The sequence below is a fragment of the Porphyrobacter sp. YT40 genome, assembly GCF_006542605.1.
GTDB lineage: Bacteria > Pseudomonadota > Alphaproteobacteria > Sphingomonadales > Sphingomonadaceae > Erythrobacter.
The window spans coordinates 2,197,336-2,217,850 of record NZ_CP041222.1 but is presented as its reverse complement, the minus strand read 5'-3'; the positions used below and the strand labels follow the sequence as shown (position 1 = coordinate 2,217,850).

Sequence of the window (20,515 nt, the reverse complement as noted above, 5' to 3'; positions counted from 1 at the left end):
TCCACATCCCCCATGACCCGCCGCAAGGACCCCCGCTCCGCCCGCTCCCCCGTCCCCGCCGGAGAGCTGCCCCCCTTCACCCCCGTCCCGCGCCTGTGCAACCGGCACGACGGCTGGACGCCCGAACGCCAGCGCGACTTCATCGAGGCGCTGGCCGACACCGGCAGTGTCGAGGCCGCCTGCAAGGCCGTCGACATGAGCACCGTCGGCGCCTACCACCTGCGCCGCCAGCCCGGTGCCGAAAGCTTCCGCGCCGCGTGGGAGACCGCGCTCCAGCTCGGCGTGCAGCGGGTCGAGGACGTCACGATGGACCGCGCGCTCAACGGCGTCGAGGAACCGCTCTACTCCTACGGCAAGCTGATCGGCACCCGCCGCAAGTACAACGACCGGCTGCTGATGTTCATCCTGCGCAACCGCGCGCCCGAGCGCTTTGCCGCCGGCGGCGGGCCGCGCGGCCTCAATGCGGTCAGCCAGATGCAGCTCGACAAGCTCAAGAAGCAATGGCGCGCGGAGTGGGAGGCCGAGCGCGCCCGCGTCACCGCCGCCGATGTGCGCGCCAGCATCGACCGCAAGATCGAGGACATCCGCCGCCGCCACGAACGCGAACGCCCCGACCGCTACGCCGCCCTCAGCGGCGAAACCCGCGCCGCCTTCGCCCACTTCTGCGCCCTGCGCGACCGCGACCTCGCCGCAATGGACGCGGACGAGAACACGCGCCGCATGGTGGAGGTGCGGATCGACGTCGCGGAGACGCATTTCGACCCGCCGGAGGTGCCGCTGCTATCGGAGCCGAAGCGCGCGTCGGAGGACGAGACACCCCGGCACCCGCCCGAGGGCTACCAACGCTGGCCCACGCGCGAACCGGAACCGCCGAAGACGACGTGGACGCTGAAGGATGACTCGTTCGACCCTTAGGGTGAGGCCGCACTGATCCTCCCGTTACCGCGTGGCTGGCAGCCAATCGGGAAGCGGTCTTTTCGCCCGACGCATTGGTCGAAGTCCACCGACTACCGCTGAAAGATTACCGCCTGTTCTGACCGCCTTCATCCCCCTCCCGCTTGCGAGAGGGGTTAGGGGTGGGAGCGAGCGAAGCGAGCCTTGCAACAGGCCCACCCCCAGCCCCGGTAACTGCCCCGGCGAAAGCCGAGGGCAAGCGGGAGGGAAGTCATACGTACTGATGGTTCAGTTGCTCTCGGCGGTTTCGGTGCGGGAGTTAGGGGATCGAGTGGGGTCGCTTGGGGAGCAGGACGAGGCAGTGATGGGGGCGTTGGATTTTTTAATTACGGGCGTGTGAGGGAGCCTATGAACCGAATATTATGTTCTGCTGTTGTGAAATTCGCCTATCAATGGCGGAACGACACGTATCAAAAGATAAGCAACCTCGAGCGCAACTCTTGAGACATCGTTAAATCTGACTGCCATTATTTGTTCTGAGTTTGCAAAAAGCTGGGGACGTCCCGCCAATAGTTTTGTAACCTCGTTCGAAGAAGGCATTCGATGGGCGCCAAGTCCATTGCCTAGATCTTGAACAACTTGACGATTCGACACAGTTTTTCCATCGAAAATGAGCCCAACTTGGTCTAGCCAGTTATCGATATCTATCTGGGGAAAGTCATCACGAATATCGTCGCTGAGACACGAAAGCGGAACGAGAAAGATACCTTTCTTAAATCGAACAAGATTTTCAGCATTTATTTGAGGTCGAAATGGAAATTTGCAGGTCGTGCCGATGTGGGCTGCGCATAATTGAACAAGTCCCAGCTTCGTCTTTTCGTATAAGAGCGCGCGATTGCGCGCTAACAACCCGGGAACGTGATATTCAGCTCCTTGCTCGACCGCAGCAACCAAATCCTGAAGCTGCATAAGCTCCATTGCTAGCGCGTCAAAATCATACATCGGTCCAGGGTGATCGCGGTAGACGTTGGATTTGAGACCTCTGAGCCTCTCAATTCGCTTTTGACGACATGCCTCGTTGCCTATTTCCCAATAGTCTGCTGGGTAGTTTTCACTAGGCAGCGGATTAGCATCAATGCGCACTGCATCGGCGGACCCTGTTTGAAGGATACTTCTGCCTTGCAACAGAAACTCAGAAATGGCGTCATTTTCAACGACAATTTCTGCCAAGATTTTAATACCTTCGCGCGCTTCGATACCAATTGTTCGAAGTTTTCCTTTGTGCCAGCCTCTGAATTTCCCAAATTCGATCGGTTCTTCGGCTAAGAACCAAACTTCGAGCCGTTTATCTGGTAGTGCACTGACAAAAAGCCGTCCCTCTGGAATTTGCAACTCTTGGAAATCATGCTGCTGTTCGACCGGCCAAGGCCTAGGAATAACGATCTGGAAGATGAGTCGTTTCTTGAATTTTCTTTCAGCCATAATCGCCTCGGTCCGAAAACTGATTCTTGGTTTCCTAAGTCGCCCTGCTCTTTGTGTTTGCTTTTTAGTTGGACTATGCATGCAAGTCTGTCGCCCTTGCAAGCCACGCCCATCTCCCATTATCTTCGGAGCTCCCTTTTCCGATGATGGCTAGGATTTGCGGTCTTATCACTCTCACGCGTGCTGGAGAGGAGAGGAACGAGTTGTCGCCCTGAACCCGTTCGTCCTGAGCTTGTCGGAAGCGAAGCTGATCCGCAGGATCAACGACCGTTCTTCACTTCTACCGCTGTGGGTCGCCTAAGTAAGTGCGGCCCTTCGACAAGCTCAGGGCGAACGAAAGAGTGTTAGCCGCGGCAAAGCCGCGGCCATGACGTCGAACGGGTTGGCATGCGGCCACCCGCTGGCCGGAGTTACAGCCTCTCGCTTCTCAATCCCCCTCCCGCCTGCGGGAGGGGTTAGGGGTGGGAGCGAGCGGAGCGAGCCTTGCACAGGGCCAGCATAGACAGGCCCACCCCCGGCCCCTCCCGCAAGCGGGAGGGGAGAAGGTTACTCCTCACCCATGCGAAGCGCGGCGATGAAAGCTTCCTGAGGAATAGAGACGTTACCGTATTCTCTCATTCTGGCCTTCCCCTTCTTCTGCTTGTCCAGCAGCTTCTTCTTCCGGGAAATGTCGCCGCCATAGCATTTGGCGGTCACGTCCTTGCGCAGCGCGGCGATCGTTTCGCGCGCGATCACCTTGCCGCCGATGGCCGCCTGGATCGGGATCTTGAACAGGTGGCGGGGGATCAGGTCTTTCAGGCGCTCGCACATGCCGCGGCCGCGCTCTTCGGCGTTGGCGCGGTGGACGATCAGGGACAGGGCGTCGACCGGCTCGTTGTTGACGAGGATGTTCATCTTCACGAGGTCGCCCTCGCGCGTGCCGATCTGTTCGTAGTCGAAGCTGGCATAGCCGCGGCTGATCGACTTCAGCCGGTCGTAGAAGTCGAACACGACTTCGTTGAGGGGCAATTCATACGAAACCTGCGCGCGGCCGCCCACGTAAGTCAGCTCGGTCTGGATGCCGCGGCGGTCCTGACACAGTTTCAGAATCGCGCCCAAATATTCGTCGGGGGTGTAGATCACCGCCTTGATCCACGGCTCCTCGATCACGTCGATGCGGTTTTCGTCCGGCCAGTCGGCGGGGTTGTGGATGTCGATCACCTTGGCATCCTCATAGCGCGAATGGCCGAGGTGGATGCGGTAGACCACGCTTGGCGCGGTGGTGATGAGGTCGAGATCGTATTCGCGGCTGAGGCGTTCCTGGATGATCTCCAGATGCAGCAGGCCGAGGAAGCCGCAGCGGAAGCCGAAGCCCAGCGCGGCGGAGCTTTCCATCTCGTAGGAGAAGCTCGCGTCGTTGAGGCGCAGCTTGCCGATGGATTCGCGCAGCTTCTCGAAATCGGCGGCATCCACCGGGAAGAGGCCGCAGAACACCACGGGCTGCACTTCCTTGTAGCCCGGCAGCGCTTGCGCCGCGCCGCCCTTCACCGTGGTGATGGTGTCGCCGACGCGGGCCTGTTCGACTTCCTTGATCTGCGCGGTGATGAAGCCGATCTCGCCCGGGCCGAGTTCGGCAAGGTCGGTGCGCTTGGGGGTGAAGCAGCCGACGCGGTCGACGAGGTGCTGGGTGCCGCCCTGCATGAACTTGATGTTGAGGCCCTTGGTGAGCTTGCCGTCGATCACGCGCACGAGGATGACGACGCCGAGATACGGATCGTACCAGGAGTCGACGAGGCTGGCGGTGAGCGGGGCGTCGATCCGGCCCTTGGGCGGGGGGATGCGTTCGACCACGGCTTCGAGCACTTCCTCGATCCCGATGCCCGATTTGGCGGAGGCGAGGACGGCGTTGGAGGCATCGAGCCCGATGATGTCCTCGATCTCGGCCTTGACCTTCTCGGGCTCGGCGGCGGGCAGATCGATCTTGTTGATGACGGGGACGATCTCGTGATCGTGCTCGATCGACTGGTAGACGTTGGCGAGGGTCTGCGCCTCGACGCCCTGCGCCGCGTCGACGACGAGCAGCGCGCCCTCGCACGCGGCGAGGCTGCGGGAGACCTCATAGGCGAAGTCGACGTGGCCGGGGGTGTCCATCAGGTTGAGCTGATAGGTCTCGCCGTTCTTCGCGGTGTAGTTGAGGCGCACCGTCTGCGCCTTGATGGTGATCCCGCGCTCCTTCTCGATGTCCATGTTATCAAGGACTTGCTCGGACATCTCACGCGCGGTGAGGCCCCCGGTGAACTGGATCAGCCGGTCGGCGAGCGTCGACTTGCCATGGTCGATATGCGCGATGATGGAGAAATTGCGGATCTTGGAAAGGTCAGTCATCGCCGCGCGATGTAGCGCCCACCCGCCGCATTGTCATTCGCCAAAAACGCAACACCTAGGCGGGCTGTTTCGCATAGCCGAACTTGGGGATCGCGCCGCCTTTTTCGATGGCGAGAAACGCGCCGGGCGACAAAGCAGCGAGGGGGGCTCCGGCGGCGGCGAGTGCGTAGGGGGAGACGCGGCTGCGGGTGCATAGGCCGCCCGATCCGTCCTCGATCAGCGATTGCTCGAACTCCAGCCCCTGCACATCGCCGTTGGAGCGCGTCACGGTCGCCACCGCCAGCTGGCCGCCGCCGAGGTCGACGACGAATTGCGTGCCTTTGGGCACATCGGCCAAGCCCTCGATCAGCGCGCCGGTCTTGGAGAGGTTGCGCAGCGTGACCTCGTAGGCGTAGTCGTCATGGATCACCTGGATCTTGCGGAACACCGTCCGCCGGCGCGCGCGGCGGGTGCGATCGGCGGAGGGCTCGATCTTCCACGTCCCGCCCGCCAGCTCTTGCGCCAGCGTTTCGGCGGCGACCGGTTCGCTGAAGATCGGGCCTTCGAGAAAGCGCACGCCGCCGCTCGTCAGCGCGGTGAGCAGGCCTGCGCTCTCGATCCCGCCCGCCATGGTGTCCATCTGCAAGGCCCCCGCCAGCGCCACGATAGCGCGCACCAGTCCGAGCTCGCGGCTGTCCTGACGTTCGGCCTCGGCGACCAGCTTCTGGTCGATCTTGATCGCATCGAAGGGCGCGCGCCGCAGGTAGGCGAGTGAGGAATAACCGCTCCCGAATTCGTCGAGCGTCAGCCGCACCCCCAGTTTGAACAGAGCGGCGAGCGTGCGGTCGACGACGCTGGCATCGCCGAAGAACACCGCCTCGCTGATCTCCAGCTCGAGCCGCGCGGGCGCAAGCGCCGTCGCGGTGATCGCATCGGCGACGCAGGTCACGAAATCCTCGGCCAGAAACAGCGACACCGGGACATTGACCGCCACCCGCACGCTTTCGGGCCAGAGCGCGGCCTGCTCGCACGCCGCTGCAATCGCCCAGCGTCCGACATCGCCCAGCATGGCCGAGCCTTCGACGATCTGCGCAAATTCCTCTTCGTCGATGATCCCGCGCTGCACGTGGTTCCAGCACACGTGCGCTTCGAGCGAGGCGACCGCGCCGCTGGCGGCCTCGACGATCGGTTCGAACCGCAGGAACAACTGCTCTTCGCTGAGCGCCGTGCCCAGTTCCTGCTCCAGCCGGCGGCGAAATATCGTTTCGTTCTCAAGCTCGCCCGAGAAGAAGCGATATTGCCCGCGCCCGCCGTTCTTGGAGGCATAGAGCGCAAGATCGGCCGCGCGCACGATATCCTCGCGGCTCACCCCGTCATGCGGGGCGATGGCGATGCCGACCGATGCGCCGATCACGCAGCGCCCCTCTTCAAGGCTGTAGGGCTGGCGCAGCATGGTGATGATCTTCATCGCCAGCTCGCCCAGCACCCCACGATCGTCGCAATCGGGGATCATCACCTGAAATTCGTCGCCGCCCAAGCGCCCGATCTCGCAATCGCGATCAATCGCACGGGTCAGGCGCGCGGCAACCTGTTTCAGCAGCTCGTCCCCCGCCGCATGGCCGAGCGTGTCGTTGACATGCTTGAAGCGGTCGAGATCGAGCATCATCACCGCACAGCTGCGCTTCGCGGCCTTGAACGCGGTCAGCGTGGTTTCGATCTGGTGCGCCATGCGATGGCGGTTGCTGAGCCCGGTGAGCGAATCGTAGCGCGCCAAACGGGCAGTTTCTTCCTCGCGGTGATATTCCTCGCTGATGTCGGTGCCGGTGCCGCGAAACCCGGCAAAGCTGCCGTTCGCCGCCAGCACGGGCTGCCCTGACAGGCGCAGCACCGCGCCTTCGGGGCGGCGCGCGGCGCGCACGGCGATCCCGGCAAAACCCTTGTGCGCCCCCAGCATCAGCGCCAGCGACTTGCCGCGTTCCTCGCGGTCGGCGGCGGAGAAGATCGTGCTGAGCGACTGGCCGATCAGATCGTCGAGCGGCACGTTCAGCCGTGCCGCGATCGCACCCGACAGATAGGTGAGCCGGCCCTGCGCGTCGCTCGCCCAGAACCAGCCCAGCCCGGACTGTTCGAGCTCGTCGAGCATGGCGAGGCGCTCGCGATCCGACAGGGCCGTTGCCGCAGGCGCGCTTGCCGGCGCACCGCGAGCAGCGGCGGAATTGCGGGACGACAGGAGACCCTTGAGGGACATGCCGTAAATCATCCTCCTGAGTGCGACGCGCCCTTTTTCCGTCTGCGTGATCGGTCAGGGCCTCGTCTCCAAGGAGTAAAGTCCGATGGTTATTTTTGTCCTAAGATCGCGGCCCGGCCTTGCCGAAGGCCTCACCGCATCGCGCTGATGCCGGCCTCTGCGGGCGCGCCCTTCAGCACCGCGAAGGCACCGTCGGCACGGCGGCGCAGGGGCTGGTGGAATTCCACCCCGACCCGGTTGTCGCGCGCCCAGCGCACCTGTGCGGTAACCGAGGTGTCGGCCGAGAATTCGATCCGCATCGCGCTGCCCGGGGGGATGTTCCACAAGCCCTCGATCATCGCCCCGCCCTCGGAGATATTGCGCAGCGTGGCGGTGATGCGGTTGCCGCCATGCGCCACCACGACCTTGCGCAGCAGGTTCTGACGCGGCGCGCGGGCGCATTGCGGGCCATCGGCCTCGACCACCAGATCGCCCGAGACCAGCGCGGTCGCTTCGGCAGCGGTCATGGCCGGGAAGTAGATGAACCCCTGGATGTGGCTGCACCCGAGCAGGCGCACCAGTTCGAGCTCGTCGAGCGTCTCCACGCCTTCCGCGGTCGTATCCATGTGCAGCGCCTGCGCAAGCGAGGTGATCGAGGCGATGATCGCGCCGTTGCGGCTGCCTTCCTCGGTCGCGCCCTGAACGAAGCTGCGGTCGATCTTGATCTTGTCGAAGGGCGCTTTCTTGAGGTACCCGAGCGAGGAATAGCCCGTGCCGAAATCGTCGAGTGCAAGCCGCACACCGACGCGCTTCAGTGCCCGGAACATTGCGTCCGTGCCCGAACTGTCGCCCATGAACACGCTTTCGGTGATTTCCAGCTCGAGCCGCGAGGGCGCGACCCCGCTGTGGGCAAGCGCGTTGGAGACGATGACCGGCAGATCGGGATTGGCGAATTGCAGTGCCGAGACGTTGACCGCACAGCGAACCGACCGCGGCCAGCGCGCCAGGTCGGCGCAGGCCGTGCGCAGCGCCCATTGGCCGATGCGGTCGATCAGCCCCGCGTCCTCGGCGATCGGGATGAACTTCGCCGGGCTGATCGGCCCGCGCTTGGGGTGATTCCAGCGCATCAGGGCCTCGAACCCGACGATCTTCTCGTCCGATGCGTGAACCACCGGCTGATAGTGCAGCGCGAGCTGGCCCTTGGCGATGGCGTCGCGCAGATCCTGCTCCAGCTCGGCGCGCTCCTCGGCGGCGGCGTGCAGGTCTTCGGCGTAGAAGCGGTAGCACCCGCGCCCGGCATCCTTGGCGGCATAGAGCGCAAGGTCGACATTGCGGATCAGATCATCGCTCGATGCGCCGTGTTCGGGCGCGAGCGCGATCCCGACCGAGGCGCCGATCACCACGCTCTGCCCCTCGATCGAATAGGGTTGCGACAGGGAATTGATGATTTCCTGCGCCAGCTGGCCCAGCATCGCGCGATCCCGGTGGCCGGGGATGATCACCTTGAACTCGTCGCCGCCCAACCGTCCGCAGCGCCCCCCGGTGCCGATCGTGCGTTCGAGCCGCTGGGCGACCTGCCGCAGCAGCGCATCGCCCGCCGGGTGACCGAGCGTGTCGTTGACCTGCTTGAAGCGGTCGAGATCGAGCATCAGCACCGCACATTCGCGCTCGCGCCCGCTGGGGGCGGCGAGGATCTGCTCCAGCGCCTGGCTCATCTGCACGCGGTTGGCGAGACCGGTGAGGGAATCGTAGTGCGCAAGGCGCGAGACCTGCTGTTCGGAGCGGCGCTTTTCGGTGAGGTCGGTGCCGTGACCGCGAAAGCCGCAGAAGTTCTTGTAACTGTCGTAGACGGGCCGCCCGGTCAGCGCCCACCACCGTTCGTCCGCGCTGGTGGCGGCGCGCACTTCGACATCGTGGAAGGCCGAGCGTGCGGAAAGGTGGAAGCTCAGCGTGCGCTCGGCATCGGCGGCACCGTCGCTGGGATCGACGATGTCGCCGAACGGGCTGCCGATCACCGCCTCGCTGGTCTTGCCCAGCACCAGTGCCGCCTTGGGCGAGATATAGGTGATCAGCCCGCGCCGGTCGGTCTCCCAAAACCAGCCCTGCCCGGTCTCCTCGAAACTGCGCAGGATGTCCTCGGCGCGTGCGGCGACTCTTTCGCGCGCTTCGCGGGCAAGGCGGCGGCTTTCGGCAGCTTTCCATTCGAGCCGCGCGATCAGCGACAGGGTGAGCGCCGCCGCGATCACCGCCGCATAGGTGAGCAGGCCGGGAACCAGCACCGCAAAACCCGTCCAGCTGGCAATGTTGGCGCTGAACAGCGAGATGATCCGTGTGCCGAACAGCGCGGCGGCTGCGGCGTTGATGCAGATCAGCGTGGCGATCGCCCATTGCCAGGGCAGGCCCTCGCCCACCCACAGCGCAAGCGCAAGGCCCGCGCAGGCCATCGGCAGAACGATGCCCACCAGCACGACCCCATAGCGAACCGGCCCCGCGCCCTCGGCGCGGCGTTCGATCGCGGCCAGCAGCGCACCGGCAGCAAACGGCGCGGCCGATGCCAGCGCCGCAGCCCAGATGAGAGGGGACGGTAGCCCCTGCGACACCACCACCGCGATGGCATAGGCAAACAGCAGGAACAGGGACATGCCGCCGACCTTGCGGGGCATGAAGAAAGACTGCTCGATGGCAGGCTCGTCGATCCCGGCGTTCAGCGCGCCGGGAAGCAGCTCCTGCGCGCGTTCGATCCCCCGCCGTTCGGCGCGCGCGCGCTGCTCGCGCGGGCCCGCGTTCGCCTCGGCCTTGGCCTTGGCGAGCGACCGCAGCTCGCGCCCGCTCCCGATGGGGGGCGGTTCGGGCAACGCAAATTTCCGGATCGGTTCGCCTGACATTGCCGCTGCCATGCCCGAGGATCGCTGAGAAAAGCGTTAATTGCGGTGCGTAATTCTTTCAGTTTCGCCCCCCAGCGAGCGGATCGGCGACGCGCGGCGGGCTTGCAACTTGGCGGCGGGCGCTGCATTCTGGCCTCTACCGGCCACGTTAACCGATTGCCGTTCAAGGCAACCAGCAAGATGGCCGCGCAAAGGGGATTCCATGGCACGCAGCGAAGTGAAGCTTGAGAACGAAGCCGCCCAGTCGACCAACGCTCTGGGCCCGCTGATCGGGGTGGCGCGAGAGGACTTCGTCAGTGCGGTCGCTCTGCTGCTGCGTGAGACCGCGTCGGACCCTGCGCGCCTGATGCGCCACTCCACCGCGATGGCGCAGGACATGGTCAAGATCATGACCGGCAAGAGCGAACTCGCGCCCGATCCCAAGGACAAGCGGTTCATGGACCCGGCGTGGCAATACGACCCCTTCTTCCGCGCCGGCGCCCAATATTACCTCGCCGTGCAGAAGGGCATGAAGAACTGGCTGGAAGAGCTCGAGCTCGACGAGCTGGAGCGCAACCGCGCGAATTTCATCGCGAATATCATCCTCGATGGCCTCGCCCCCACCAATTCGCTGGTCGGTAATCCCACCGCGCAGAAGCAGATCATCAATTCCGGCGGCCTCAGCCTGATCAAGGGCCTCCAGAACGCCTATAACGACCTCGTCCACAACAAGGGCATGGTCAGCCAGGTCGACAAGCGCCCCTTCAAGCTGGGCGAGAATATCGCCACCTCCAAGGGCGCGGTGGTCTATCGCGACGAGATCATGGAGGTGCTGCAATATGCGCCCACCACCGACGAGGTCTACGAGATCCCCCAGCTGACGATCCCGCCGCAGATCAACAAGATGTACATAAACGACCTGTCGCCGGACAAATCGGTGATCAAGTGGCAGGTCGACAACGGCGTGCAGACCTTCGTCATCTCGTGGCGCAATCCGTCGAAGGATCAAGGCCACTGGGGCATGGCCGATTACATCGCCGCCTGCGAGCGCGCGCTGGAAGTCGTCTCCTCGATCACGGGGTCGAAAAAGGTTAATGTCTCAGCCGGATGCTCGGGCGGGCAGACCGCCTCGGTGCTGGCCTCGAAACTGGCGGCAACGAACAATCCGATCCTCGGCACGCTGACGCTGATGGTCTGCGTGCTGCACCCCAAGCCGACCGATATCGAAGCCGGGTCGCTGGTGAGCGAGAACGGGATGCAGCTCGCCCGCCAGCGCGCGATGAAGCAGGGCGTGATCAAGGCCGACGATCTGGCGCGCGGCTTCGCCTGGTTGCGGCCCAACGACCTGATCTGGAACTACGTCATCAACAACTACCTGCTGGGGCAAGACCCGCCGGCCTTCGACGTGCTGTTCTGGAATGCCGACGCAACCAACCTCTCCTCCAGCCTGATGGGCGATTTCCTGACCCTGTTCGAAACGCTCGCCTTCACCAGGAAGGGCGAGGTCGAGATGGCGGGGCACAAGGTCGACCTGTCGAAGGTAACCGCCGATCTCTTCATCCTCGGCGGGGTGACCGATCACATCACGCCGTGGAAGGCGACCTATCGTTCGACCCAGCTGTTCGGATCGAAGGACGTCACCTACGTCCTTTCGCAGAGCGGCCACATGCAGGCGATCCTCAACCCGCCGGGCAACCCCAAGGCGAAGTATTTCGTCCAGAAGAAGGCCGGCAAGCTCCCCGCCACCGCCGACGAGTGGTTGCAGGGCACCGAAGAGGTCAAGGGCAGTTGGTGGCCGCTGTGGATGGAGTGGGTGCAGAAGCGCTCGGGCAAGAAGAAGCCCGCGCCCGAGGCTCTGGGCAACGAGACCTACGCGGCAGGCGATGCCGCACCGGGACTCTACGTCGTCGAAGAAGTCTGATACAGCGCACCTCGCGCCAAGGGCATTCCCTTAGCGGAACGATGGCGCAAAGTTTGTGGGCGCGCGCGCTAAGGGATCGGCGTGCGCGCCCAACCCGCCCTCCTTGCGGGGGCGCAGAAAGGACGTGAATTCGTGAGCAATCCCATGGCCGACGCGGTCGTCTCAATGGAGCAAGTGGGCGGCCGGACGCTACGGACTGCTGCCTGGCGGCTCGATATGCCCTCCGACCATCTGCCGGTTCTGTTCTTCAACGGCATCGGTGCGAATATCGAGGCGGTGGCCCCGCTGGCGGCGGCCATGCCCGAACGCGGCTTCATCATGTTCGACATGCCGGGCACGGGCGAATCGCCCGATCCGCTGGTGCCATACAACCCCTTCACCATGAGCTGGACGGCCGCGCAGCTGCTCGACAAGTTCGGGCTCGATGAAGTGGACGTGATGGGCGTGTCGTGGGGCGGCGCGATGGCGCAGCACTTTGCGCTCCAGCACCCCAAGCGCACCCGGCGGCTGACGCTGATCGCCACCACGCCGGGAATGCTGATGGTGCCGGGCAACCCCGCCGCCTTCACCAAGATGGCCGATCCGCGCCGCTATGTGGACCCCGAGTTCATGGCGAAGCACTTCAAGACGCTGTACGGCGGCATGGTCGAAACTGCAGGCAAGGATCACAAGTCCAGCCATATCAGCCGCTTGAAGCCCCCCTCCCCGCGCGGTTACATGTATCAGCTGATGTGCATGCTGGGCTGGACCAGCCTGCCCGCCCTGCCCTTCATGAGCAAGGAAACGCTGATCATGATGGGCGAGGACGACCAGATTGTCCCGCTGGTCAACGGCAAGATTCTCAAGGCGATGATCCCCAATTCGCGGCTGCTGACCTTCGAAGGTGGCGGGCACCTGTTCCTGCTGACCCACGCGGACGAAAGCGTCGCCGCGATCCGCGAATTCCTGGACGCGCCGCACACGGAAAAGGAATCGCGGCGCGCTGCGGCCTGACAGGGGTGACTAGATAAAGGTTAGTTTGCGGAACAAGCCGGATGGGGCAGGCTTGGTTGCGTCATGACCCTGCTCGCCCCCATGACCCCCAACCCCGTCGCTTTCAGCCGTGAAAGGCTGGAGCAAAGCCTGCTCGATCATATTGCCGATAAATCATTCCCCTGCGTCGGCGCAAAGTCGGCGATGAATTCCGGCTTGCTCGAGATCGTCACAGCCTGGTCGATCACCAGCGCATGGGACGATGTGGCGATCCATCACGCACTGCTCGACTGGAGCAGCCGGTACGCGCGCAACAGCGAAGGGTTGCGCAGTCTGGCGGTGGTGTTCTCGGAACCCGGCGACCTCGACGAAGCGGCTTTCGAAGCGGCGATGTGGGCGCGCATCCAGTCGCTTTCGGACAAGGACGAGTGGCGCGGGCAACCGTGCGAGCCCGGCGTCAGCAGCGATCCCGACGATCCGCATTTCTCGCTGAGTTTCGGCGGCAAGGCCTATTTCGTTGTTGGGATGCACCCCCGCGCATCCCGCGCCGCCCGTCGCACGCCCTACCCCGTGATGGTCTTCAACCTCCACGACCAGTTCGAGCGGCTGCGCGCCGAACAGCGTTACGAGAAGCTGCGGTCTGCAATTCTCGCGCGCGACGAACAACTCGACGGGTCGATCAACCCCATGCTGGCCCGCCACGGCGAAGCGAGCGAGGCCCGCCAGTACAGCGGGCGCGCCGTCAACGACGACTGGCAATGCCCCTTCAAGGATCCCCGTTCATCATGACCGACCGCATTCCGCCCCGATCGGGCACCGCTTTCGTCCTGCGTGAAGGCCAAAGCCTGACCGTCATCGACCCAGAGGGCACTCAGGTCAGCGACATGGTCGCCTTCGCCCTGGATGATCACGGCGAGGTCATCTCCAACGGGCGCACCTTCGATTACGAAGAGACGATCCTGCTGACGACCGGCGCACATCTGTGGTCGAACCGATCGCGCAAGATGCTCAGAATCGAGCATGACGATGTCGGTCGGCACGACTTTCTGCTCACGCCCTGTTCGCGCGACACCTTCACGCATTTCTATCCCGACAAGCCGGTGCATCGCGGCTGTTTCGGCAATCTGGCGGAGGCGCTTGCACCCCATGGCATCGGCGCCGACCAGATTCCGACCGCGTTCAACATCTTCATGAATGTGCCGGTGTCCGAAACCGGCAAGATCGAGGTGCTGCCGCCCCTCAGCCGCGCAGGCGATAGCATCCGCTTGCGTGCGCAGATGGATCTGTTGATCGGGCTGACCGCCTGCTCTGCCTATGCGTCGAACGGCGGCAGCTTCAAACCGATCGACTATATCATCGGCGATTGACCTCGCTCCGACAGGAGCGAGGCAACCACGATCAGCGCGGGAGTTCGGAAACGCCCATCAGCGCCTCGTCTACCGCGCGCGCGGCCTGACGGCCCTCGCGGATTGCCCAGACGACAAGGCTCTGCCCGCGCCGCATGTCCCCGCAGGCGAAGACGTTCGGTGCGCTGGTGGCATAGCGTTCCGTGTCCGCCGCGACATTGCCGCGCGGATCGAGCGTCACGCCCGCCTGTTCGAGCAGCCCGGCCTTTCGCGGCCCGACAAAGCCCATTGCCAGCAGGATGAGGTCGGCGGGGATGGTGAATTCGCTCCCCGCGATTTCCTGCATCTGCCGATCAACCCATTCGACGCGCACGCATTCGAGTCCGGTGACCTTGTCGCCATCGCCGATCACGCGCTTGGCCAGCACCGCCCAATCACGCTCGACGCCTTCCTGATGGCTCGACGAGGTTCGCAGCTTCATCGGCCAGTCGGGCCAGGTTAGCGCCTTGTCTTCCTTTTCGGGCGGCTTGGGCATGATCTCAAGCTGGGTGACGCTCTTGGCGCCCTGCCGGTTCGAGGTGCCTACGCAGTCGCTGCCGGTATCGCCGCCGCCGAGCACCACCACGTGCTTGCCGGTCGCCGTCAGGCTGCCGCGCGGGGCGGCGCGCAGCTCGTCATCGCCTGCGACGCGCTTGTTCTGCTGGGTCAGGAACTCCATCGCGAGCCGCACTCCGGGCATCTCCGCACCGGGGATCGAAAGCTGGCGCGCATCTTCCGCTCCGCCTGCCAGCACCACCGCGTCGAAGTTTTCCTGCAAGGATTTGAACGAGATATCGACGCCGACCTCCTTGGAGGTTTTGAAGGTCACCCCTTCGGCTTCCATCTGCTGCGCGCGGCGGTTGATGAGGTGCTTTTCCATCTTGAAGTCGGGAATGCCGTAACGCAGCAAGCCGCCGACCCGGTCGTTCTTTTCGAACACCGTCACCGAATGTCCGGCGCGTGCGAGCTGCTGCGCACAGGCGAGCCCCGCCGGGCCCGAGCCGACCACTGCCACCGACTTCCCGGTCTTCTTCGTGGGGATCTGCGGCTTGACCCAGCCTTCCTTCCACCCGCGGTCGATGATCGCGCATTCGATCGACTTGATCGTCACCGGCTGGTCGATGATGTTGAGCGTGCAAGCCGCCTCGCAGGGTGCGGGGCAGATGCGGCCGGTGAACTCGGGGAAGTTGTTGGTGGAATGGAGCATGTCGAGCGCACGCTTCCAGTCCGCCTCGTAGACAAGGTGGTTCCAGTCCGGGATCAGGTTGTTCACCGGACAGCCGTTGTGGCAATAGGGGATGCCGCAATTCATGCAGCGCGAGGCCTGCCCGGTCAGCGTCGCATCGTCCGGCTGGACGACGAATTCGCGGTAGTTCTTCAGCCGTTCCTTGGGATCGAGATAATCCCGCTCGCGGCGGTCCAGCTCGAGAAATCCGGTTTCCTTGCCCACAGTTCGTTACCTTCTCATGTTCCGTAGGCCCACCCCGCTGTGACTAGGCGGCAAAGCCGCCAAGTCTCGCTCCCCTCCCGCTTGCGGGAGGGGTCGGGGGTGGGAACAACTTATTCCGCCGCGACGCTTTCGGCTTCGAGCCGTTCCGCTTCGAGCTTCTTCAGCGCCGCCGCATAATCGCGCGGCATCACCTTGACGAACTTGCCCAGCGCCGCGTCCCAGTTCTCCAGCAACTCGCCCGCCAGCCTGGAGCCGGTGTGAAGCTGGTGCCGCTCGACCAGAATGCGCAGCCGCTCGGCATCGTGACGCAGCATGTCGCCCATCCCGAAATCGTTGACCGAGCGCGGGCGTTGCGAAGGACGGCCTGTGCCCTCATCCGCGTCCGGCGTGGCCGAAATCGGCAAGAGATCGACCTGTGCGTGGTTGACGAGGTCCGTGAATTGCCCCTCGGCATCATAGACATAAGCGACCCCGCCGCTCATGCCCGCAGCGAAGTTGCGCCCGGTCTTGCCGAGCACCACTACGACGCCGCCGGTCATGTATTCGCAGCCGTGATCGCCGGTGCCCTCGACCACCGCAATCGCGCCGGAGTTCCTGACCGCAAAGCGCTCGCCCGCGACGCCGTTGAAATAGGCCTCGCCCGCGATCGCGCCGTACATCACGGTGTTGCCGACAATGATGTTCTCGTCGGAAGCGCGCGGGGCTTGCGGCGGCTGGCGCACGATAATGCGACCACCGGAAAGACCCTTGCCGACATAGTCATTGGCGTCGCCGACCAGATCGAGCGTCACCCCGTGCGCCAGCCACGCGCCGAAGCTCTGCCCGGCCACGCCAGTGAGGTTGATGCGGATCGTGTCGGTCGGCAGGCCCTCGTGCCCATGCGCCTTGGCAATTGCGCCCGAGAGCATCGCGCCAACCGTGCGGTTGACGTTGCGCACCTCGTATTCGAGCTGCACCGGCTGTTTCGTCTCGATCGCGGCGCGGCAGTCGGCGATCAGACGGTTGTCGAGCGCGCCGCCCAACCCGTGATCCTGCTCGCCGATCTGGCGCAGCGATGCGCCCTCGCGCAGCGGCACCTGATGAAGGATGCGCGACAGGTCGATACCGCGCGCCTTCCAGTGACGCTCCATCCGGCGGGTGTCGAGGCGATCCACGCGGCCGACCATTTCGGCCACGGTGCGGAAACCCATCTCGGCCATGATCTGCCGCAGTTCCTCGGCGACGAAGAACATGTAGTTGACCACGTGCTCGGGCTGGCCGGTGAAGCGCGCGCGCAGCACCGGGTCTTGCGTTGCGACGCCGACGGGGCAGGTGTTGAGGTGGCACTTGCGCATCATGATACACCCGGCGGCGATCAGCGGGGCGGTGGCAAAACCGAACTCGTCCGCACCGAGCAGCGCGCCGATGGCGACATCGCGGCCCGTCCGCAGCCCCCCGTCGACCTGCACCGCGATCCGTTCACGCAGATCGTTGAGCAGCAGCGTCTGCTGGGTTTCGGCCAAGCCGATCTCCCACGGCGAGCCTGCGTGAGTCAGCGATGTCAGCGGCGAAGCGCCCGTGCCGCCGTCATAGCCGGCGATGGTGACATGGTCCGCGCGCGCCTTGGAGACGCCCGCCGCCACCGTGCCGACACCCACTTCGGACACCAGCTTGACCGAAATCCGCGCGACCGGATTCACGTTCTTGAGATCGTGGATCAGCTGCGCAAGGTCTTCGATCGAATAGATGTCGTGGTGCGGCGGCGGGCTGATGAGGCCCACGCCCGGGGTCGAGTGCCGCACCGCGCCGATGCGCTTGTCGACCTTGTGCCCCGGAAGCTGCCCGCCCTCGCCGGGCTTCGCACCCTGCGCCATCTTGATCTGGATGTCGTCCGAGTTGACGAGGTATTCGGTGGTGACGCCGAACCGCCCGGACGCGACCTGCTTGATCCGGCTGCGCATCGAATCGCCGTTCGCCAGCGGCTTGAAGCGGAACGGCTCTTCCCCGCCCTCGCCCGTGTTCGAGCGCCCGCCGATGCGGTTCATCGCGATCGCCATGGTCGAGTGCGCTTCATGGCTGATCGAGCCGAGGCTCATCGCACCGGTCGAGAAGCGCTTGACGATTTCGCTCGCCGGTTCGACCTCGTCCAGCGGAATTGGCTGGTCGGCCTTCTTGAATTCGAGGAGGCCGCGGATCGTCAGCAGCCGTTCCGACTGCTCGTTGATCGACTTGGCGAATTCCTCGTAGTTCTTGGGGTCATTGCCGCGCACCGCGTGCTGCAATTGCGCGACGTTCTGCGGTGTCCAGGCATGTTCCTCGCCGCGCAGGCGGTACTGGTAGATGCCGCCGACATCGAGCATCCCGTCATAGAGCGGGTTGTCGCCGTACGCCTGCCCGTGGCGGCGCAGCGCTTCCTCGGCGACTTCGGCAAGGCCGATGCCTTCGATGGTGGTGGCGGTGCCGGTGAAGTACTTCTCGACGAAGGCGCTCGACAGGCCAACGGCGTCGAAAATCTGCGCGCCACAGTACGACTGGTAGGTCGAAATGCCCATCTTGGACATGACCTTGCGGATACCCTTGCCGATCGCCTTGATGAAGTTCTGCTGCACCTTGGTCGCGGGCAGATCGGGGTGCCGCTTGGCCCGCAGGGCCTCCAGGGTCTCCAGAGCGAGATAGGGGTTGATCGCCTCCGCGCCGTAGCCTGCCAGCACGCAGAAGTGGTGCACCTCGCGCGCTTCGCCGGTTTCGACCACAAGGCCGGTCTGCATCCTGAGGCCCTGGCGCACCAGATGATGATGCACCGCCGCCGTCGCCAGCAATGCGGGCATCGGCACGCGCGCGTCGTTGTGCCCGCGGTCGCTGAGGACGAGGATGTTGTGATCCTGCAGCACCGCCTCGGTCGCCGCCCAGCACATCTCTGTCAGAGCCATTTCAAGGCCCTCGGCCCCGCTGCTCGCATCCCATGTGATGTCGATAGTGGCGCAGCGGAACGCGCCGTCGAGCGCTTCTTCAACCGAGCGGATCTTGGCGAGATCCTCGTTGGTAAGGATCGGCTGATCGACCTCAAGCCGCTTGTGCGTCCCCGCATCGCGGCCCAGCAAATTGGGGCGCGGGCCGATCATGGAAGTCAGGCTCATCACCAGTTCCTCGCGGATCGGGTCGATCGGCGGATTGGTGACCTGCGCGAAGTTCTGCTTGAAATAATCGTAAAGCAGCCGCGCACGGTTGCTCAGCACCGCAATCGGCGTGTCGGTGCCCATCGAGCCGATCGGATCGTCGCCCTCCACCGCCATCGGTTCGAGGAAACGGGCGATATCCTCCTGCGTGTAGCCGAACGCCTGCTGGCGCTGGAGCAGCGTTCCCTCTTCCGCGGGGATCGCCGCCAGTTCGGGGACGATATCGGTGATGTCACCCAGCTTGTACTGCGCCTGATGCAGCCATTCGGCATAGGGCTCGGCAGTGGCAAGATCGGCCTTGAGCTCGTCATCCTCGATGATCCGGCCCTGTTCGAGATCGATCAGCAGCATCTTGCCGGGCTGGAGCCGCCACTTGCGCACAATGTCTTCCTCGGCGAACGGCAGGACGCCGCTTTCCGAAGCGAGGCAGACGATGTCGTCCTTCGTCACGCAGAAGCGCGCCGGACGCAGACCATTGCGGTCGAGCGTCGCGCCGATCTGGCGGCCATCGGTAAAGCACACCGAGGCCGGGCCATCCCATGGCTCCATCAGCGCGGCGTGATATTCGTAGAACGCCCGCCGTTCGGGACTCATCAACGCATTGCCGGCCCAGGCTTCCGGGATCAGCATCATCATCGCGTGCGCGAGGCTGTATCCGCCCGCGATCAGCAGTTCGAGCGCATTGTCGAGGCAGGCCGTGTCCGATTGCCCGTGCGGGATGATCGGCCACATCTTGTCGAGATCGGGGCCGAGCAGCTCGCTTTCCATCGTGCGGCGGCGCGCGTTCATCCAGTTGACGTTGCCGCGCACCGTATTGATCTCGCCGTTGTGGGCGATGAAGCGGAACGGGTGCGCGAGCCGCCAGCTGGGGAAGGTGTTGGTCGAGAACCGCTGGTGGACGAGACCGAGCGCCGAGACGCAATCGGGATCGCGCAGGTCGTCGTAGAAGCTGCCCACCTGCGTTGCCAGCAGCAGGCCCTTGTAGACGATGGTGCGGGTCGAGAAGCTGGGCAGATAGGTCTCGGTCACGCCCGGCAGGGAATGCTTTTCGGCCAGCTGCGCGAGCGGGTTCTGCACCTGCTTGCGGATGGTGAGCAACTTCCGCTCGAAAGCGTCTTGATCGGCGCAGCCCGCCCCGCGCGCGATCACCGCCATCTCGATCACCGGCATCGAGGCGATCACCGCCGCGCCGAGGCCCTCCATCGTGGTCGGCACGGCGCGCCAACCGATGAAGCGCTGGCGTTCCTTGGCGGTGTAGGCCTCCATCCGCGCCTTGACGAAGTCGCGCGCCGCCGCGTCCTGCGGCAGGAAGCACATGGCAATGCCATAGTCGCCCGGCTGCGGGAGATCGTGGCCCTCGGCCATGGCCCAGCGGCGGATCAGCGGATCGGGAATCTGAATCAGAATCCCCGCGCCATCGCCCAGCAAGGGATCAGCGCCCACCGCGCCGCGATGGTCGAGCTTTTCGAGAATCTCCAGCGCCTGCGCGATGATCGCATGGCTTTTCTCTCCCTTGATATGCGCAACCATGCCGACGCCGCAGGCGTCATGTTCGTTGGCGGGGTCATAGAGACCCTGGGAGGAGGGATATCCCATGGCAAAAGTCCGATCTGTCAGATGCCGACAGGCGCGAACCCGTGATCGCATGATCGCTCATGCGCAGGAACACGCCTCTTGGCAGGTCACGCGGAGCGGCTGTGCCATGTAAAGGTCAGCGCCGGCCCCGTTTTCGGGCCCCTCATGCCGACAGGAAGCGGATTTGGCAAGGGTCTCGCGCGAAGTAATATTTCTCGCAGACCTATTCAAACTATTCTTAGATTGC

At 64.3% G+C, this 20,515-nt stretch carries 12 protein-coding genes; 6 read left to right on the top strand and 6 right to left on the bottom strand.

The annotated features are described in order from the left end of the window. Positions 1 to 12: 12 nt before the first annotated feature. Both E2E27_RS10375 and E2E27_RS19245 read left to right on the top strand, forming a co-directional pair. Complete coding sequence (locus E2E27_RS10375; RefSeq protein WP_141458909.1) at positions 13 to 915, top strand: hypothetical protein; 903 nt, start codon at positions 13 to 15, stop codon at positions 913 to 915. 262 nt (positions 916 to 1,177) lie between these two features. Next, complete coding sequence (locus tag E2E27_RS19245; protein ID WP_141458907.1) at positions 1,178 to 1,294, top strand: putative type II toxin-antitoxin system PemK/MazF family toxin; 117 nt, start codon at positions 1,178 to 1,180, stop codon at positions 1,292 to 1,294. A 20-nt stretch (positions 1,295 to 1,314) separates the two neighbouring features. On the opposite strand, the gene E2E27_RS10365 is transcribed toward E2E27_RS19245, so the two are convergent. The 4 genes from E2E27_RS10365 to E2E27_RS10350 form a co-directional block, all read right to left on the bottom strand. Continuing rightward, a complete protein-coding gene (locus E2E27_RS10365) occupies positions 1,315 to 2,376 on the bottom strand; it encodes a hypothetical protein (protein ID WP_141458905.1) in 1,062 nt (353 codons plus the stop codon). Between the two features lie 546 nt (positions 2,377 to 2,922). Beyond that, positions 2,923 to 4,740 carry a translation elongation factor 4 gene (gene lepA, locus E2E27_RS10360; RefSeq protein WP_141458903.1) on the bottom strand — a complete coding sequence of 606 codons (1,818 nt, stop codon included), beginning with the start codon at positions 4,738 to 4,740 and terminating at the stop codon, positions 2,923 to 2,925. A gap of 55 nt (positions 4,741 to 4,795) precedes the next feature. Next, the gene (locus tag E2E27_RS10355) at positions 4,796 to 6,967 is read right to left on the bottom strand and encodes a putative bifunctional diguanylate cyclase/phosphodiesterase (RefSeq protein ID WP_234036016.1); all 2,172 of its coding nucleotides are present in this window, start codon (positions 6,965 to 6,967) and stop codon (positions 4,796 to 4,798) included. 131 nt (positions 6,968 to 7,098) lie between these two features. After that, positions 7,099 to 9,801: an EAL domain-containing protein gene (locus E2E27_RS10350; protein ID WP_234036015.1), complete on the bottom strand. Its 2,703-nt coding sequence runs from the start codon at positions 9,799 to 9,801 to the stop codon at positions 7,099 to 7,101. 232 nt (positions 9,802 to 10,033) lie between these two features. Between E2E27_RS10350 and E2E27_RS10345 the strand changes: the two genes are divergently transcribed. The 4 genes from E2E27_RS10345 to E2E27_RS10330 all read left to right on the top strand — a co-directional run bounded on the left by E2E27_RS10345 (position 10,034) and on the right by E2E27_RS10330 (position 14,070). Then, the gene (locus tag E2E27_RS10345) at positions 10,034 to 11,731 is read left to right on the top strand and encodes a PHA/PHB synthase family protein (RefSeq protein WP_141458901.1); all 1,698 of its coding nucleotides are present in this window, start codon (positions 10,034 to 10,036) and stop codon (positions 11,729 to 11,731) included. A 132-nt stretch (positions 11,732 to 11,863) separates the two neighbouring features. Further along, complete coding sequence (locus tag E2E27_RS10340) at positions 11,864 to 12,724, top strand: alpha/beta fold hydrolase (protein ID WP_234036014.1); 861 nt, start codon at positions 11,864 to 11,866, stop codon at positions 12,722 to 12,724. 63 nt (positions 12,725 to 12,787) lie between these two features. Then, positions 12,788 to 13,492 carry a guanitoxin biosynthesis heme-dependent pre-guanitoxin N-hydroxylase GntA gene (gene gntA, locus E2E27_RS10335; RefSeq protein ID WP_234036013.1) on the top strand — a complete coding sequence of 235 codons (705 nt, stop codon included), beginning with the start codon at positions 12,788 to 12,790 and terminating at the stop codon, positions 13,490 to 13,492. Further along, positions 13,489 to 14,070 carry a DUF1989 domain-containing protein gene (locus E2E27_RS10330; protein ID WP_141458899.1) on the top strand — a complete coding sequence of 194 codons (582 nt, stop codon included), beginning with the start codon at positions 13,489 to 13,491 and terminating at the stop codon, positions 14,068 to 14,070. Before gntA ends, E2E27_RS10330 begins: the two co-directional genes overlap by 4 nt. Before the next feature lie 31 nt (positions 14,071 to 14,101). On the opposite strand, the gene E2E27_RS10325 is transcribed toward E2E27_RS10330, so the two are convergent. Both E2E27_RS10325 and gltB read right to left on the bottom strand, forming a co-directional pair. After that, positions 14,102 to 15,538 carry a glutamate synthase subunit beta gene (locus E2E27_RS10325; protein ID WP_141458897.1) on the bottom strand — a complete coding sequence of 479 codons (1,437 nt, stop codon included), beginning with the start codon at positions 15,536 to 15,538 and terminating at the stop codon, positions 14,102 to 14,104. A gap of 110 nt (positions 15,539 to 15,648) precedes the next feature. After that, positions 15,649 to 20,289 (bottom strand): glutamate synthase large subunit, encoded by a 4,641-nt coding sequence (gene gltB, locus E2E27_RS10320; protein ID WP_141458895.1) that lies wholly within the window; start codon positions 20,287 to 20,289, stop codon positions 15,649 to 15,651. Positions 20,290 to 20,515: the final 226 nt, after the last annotated feature.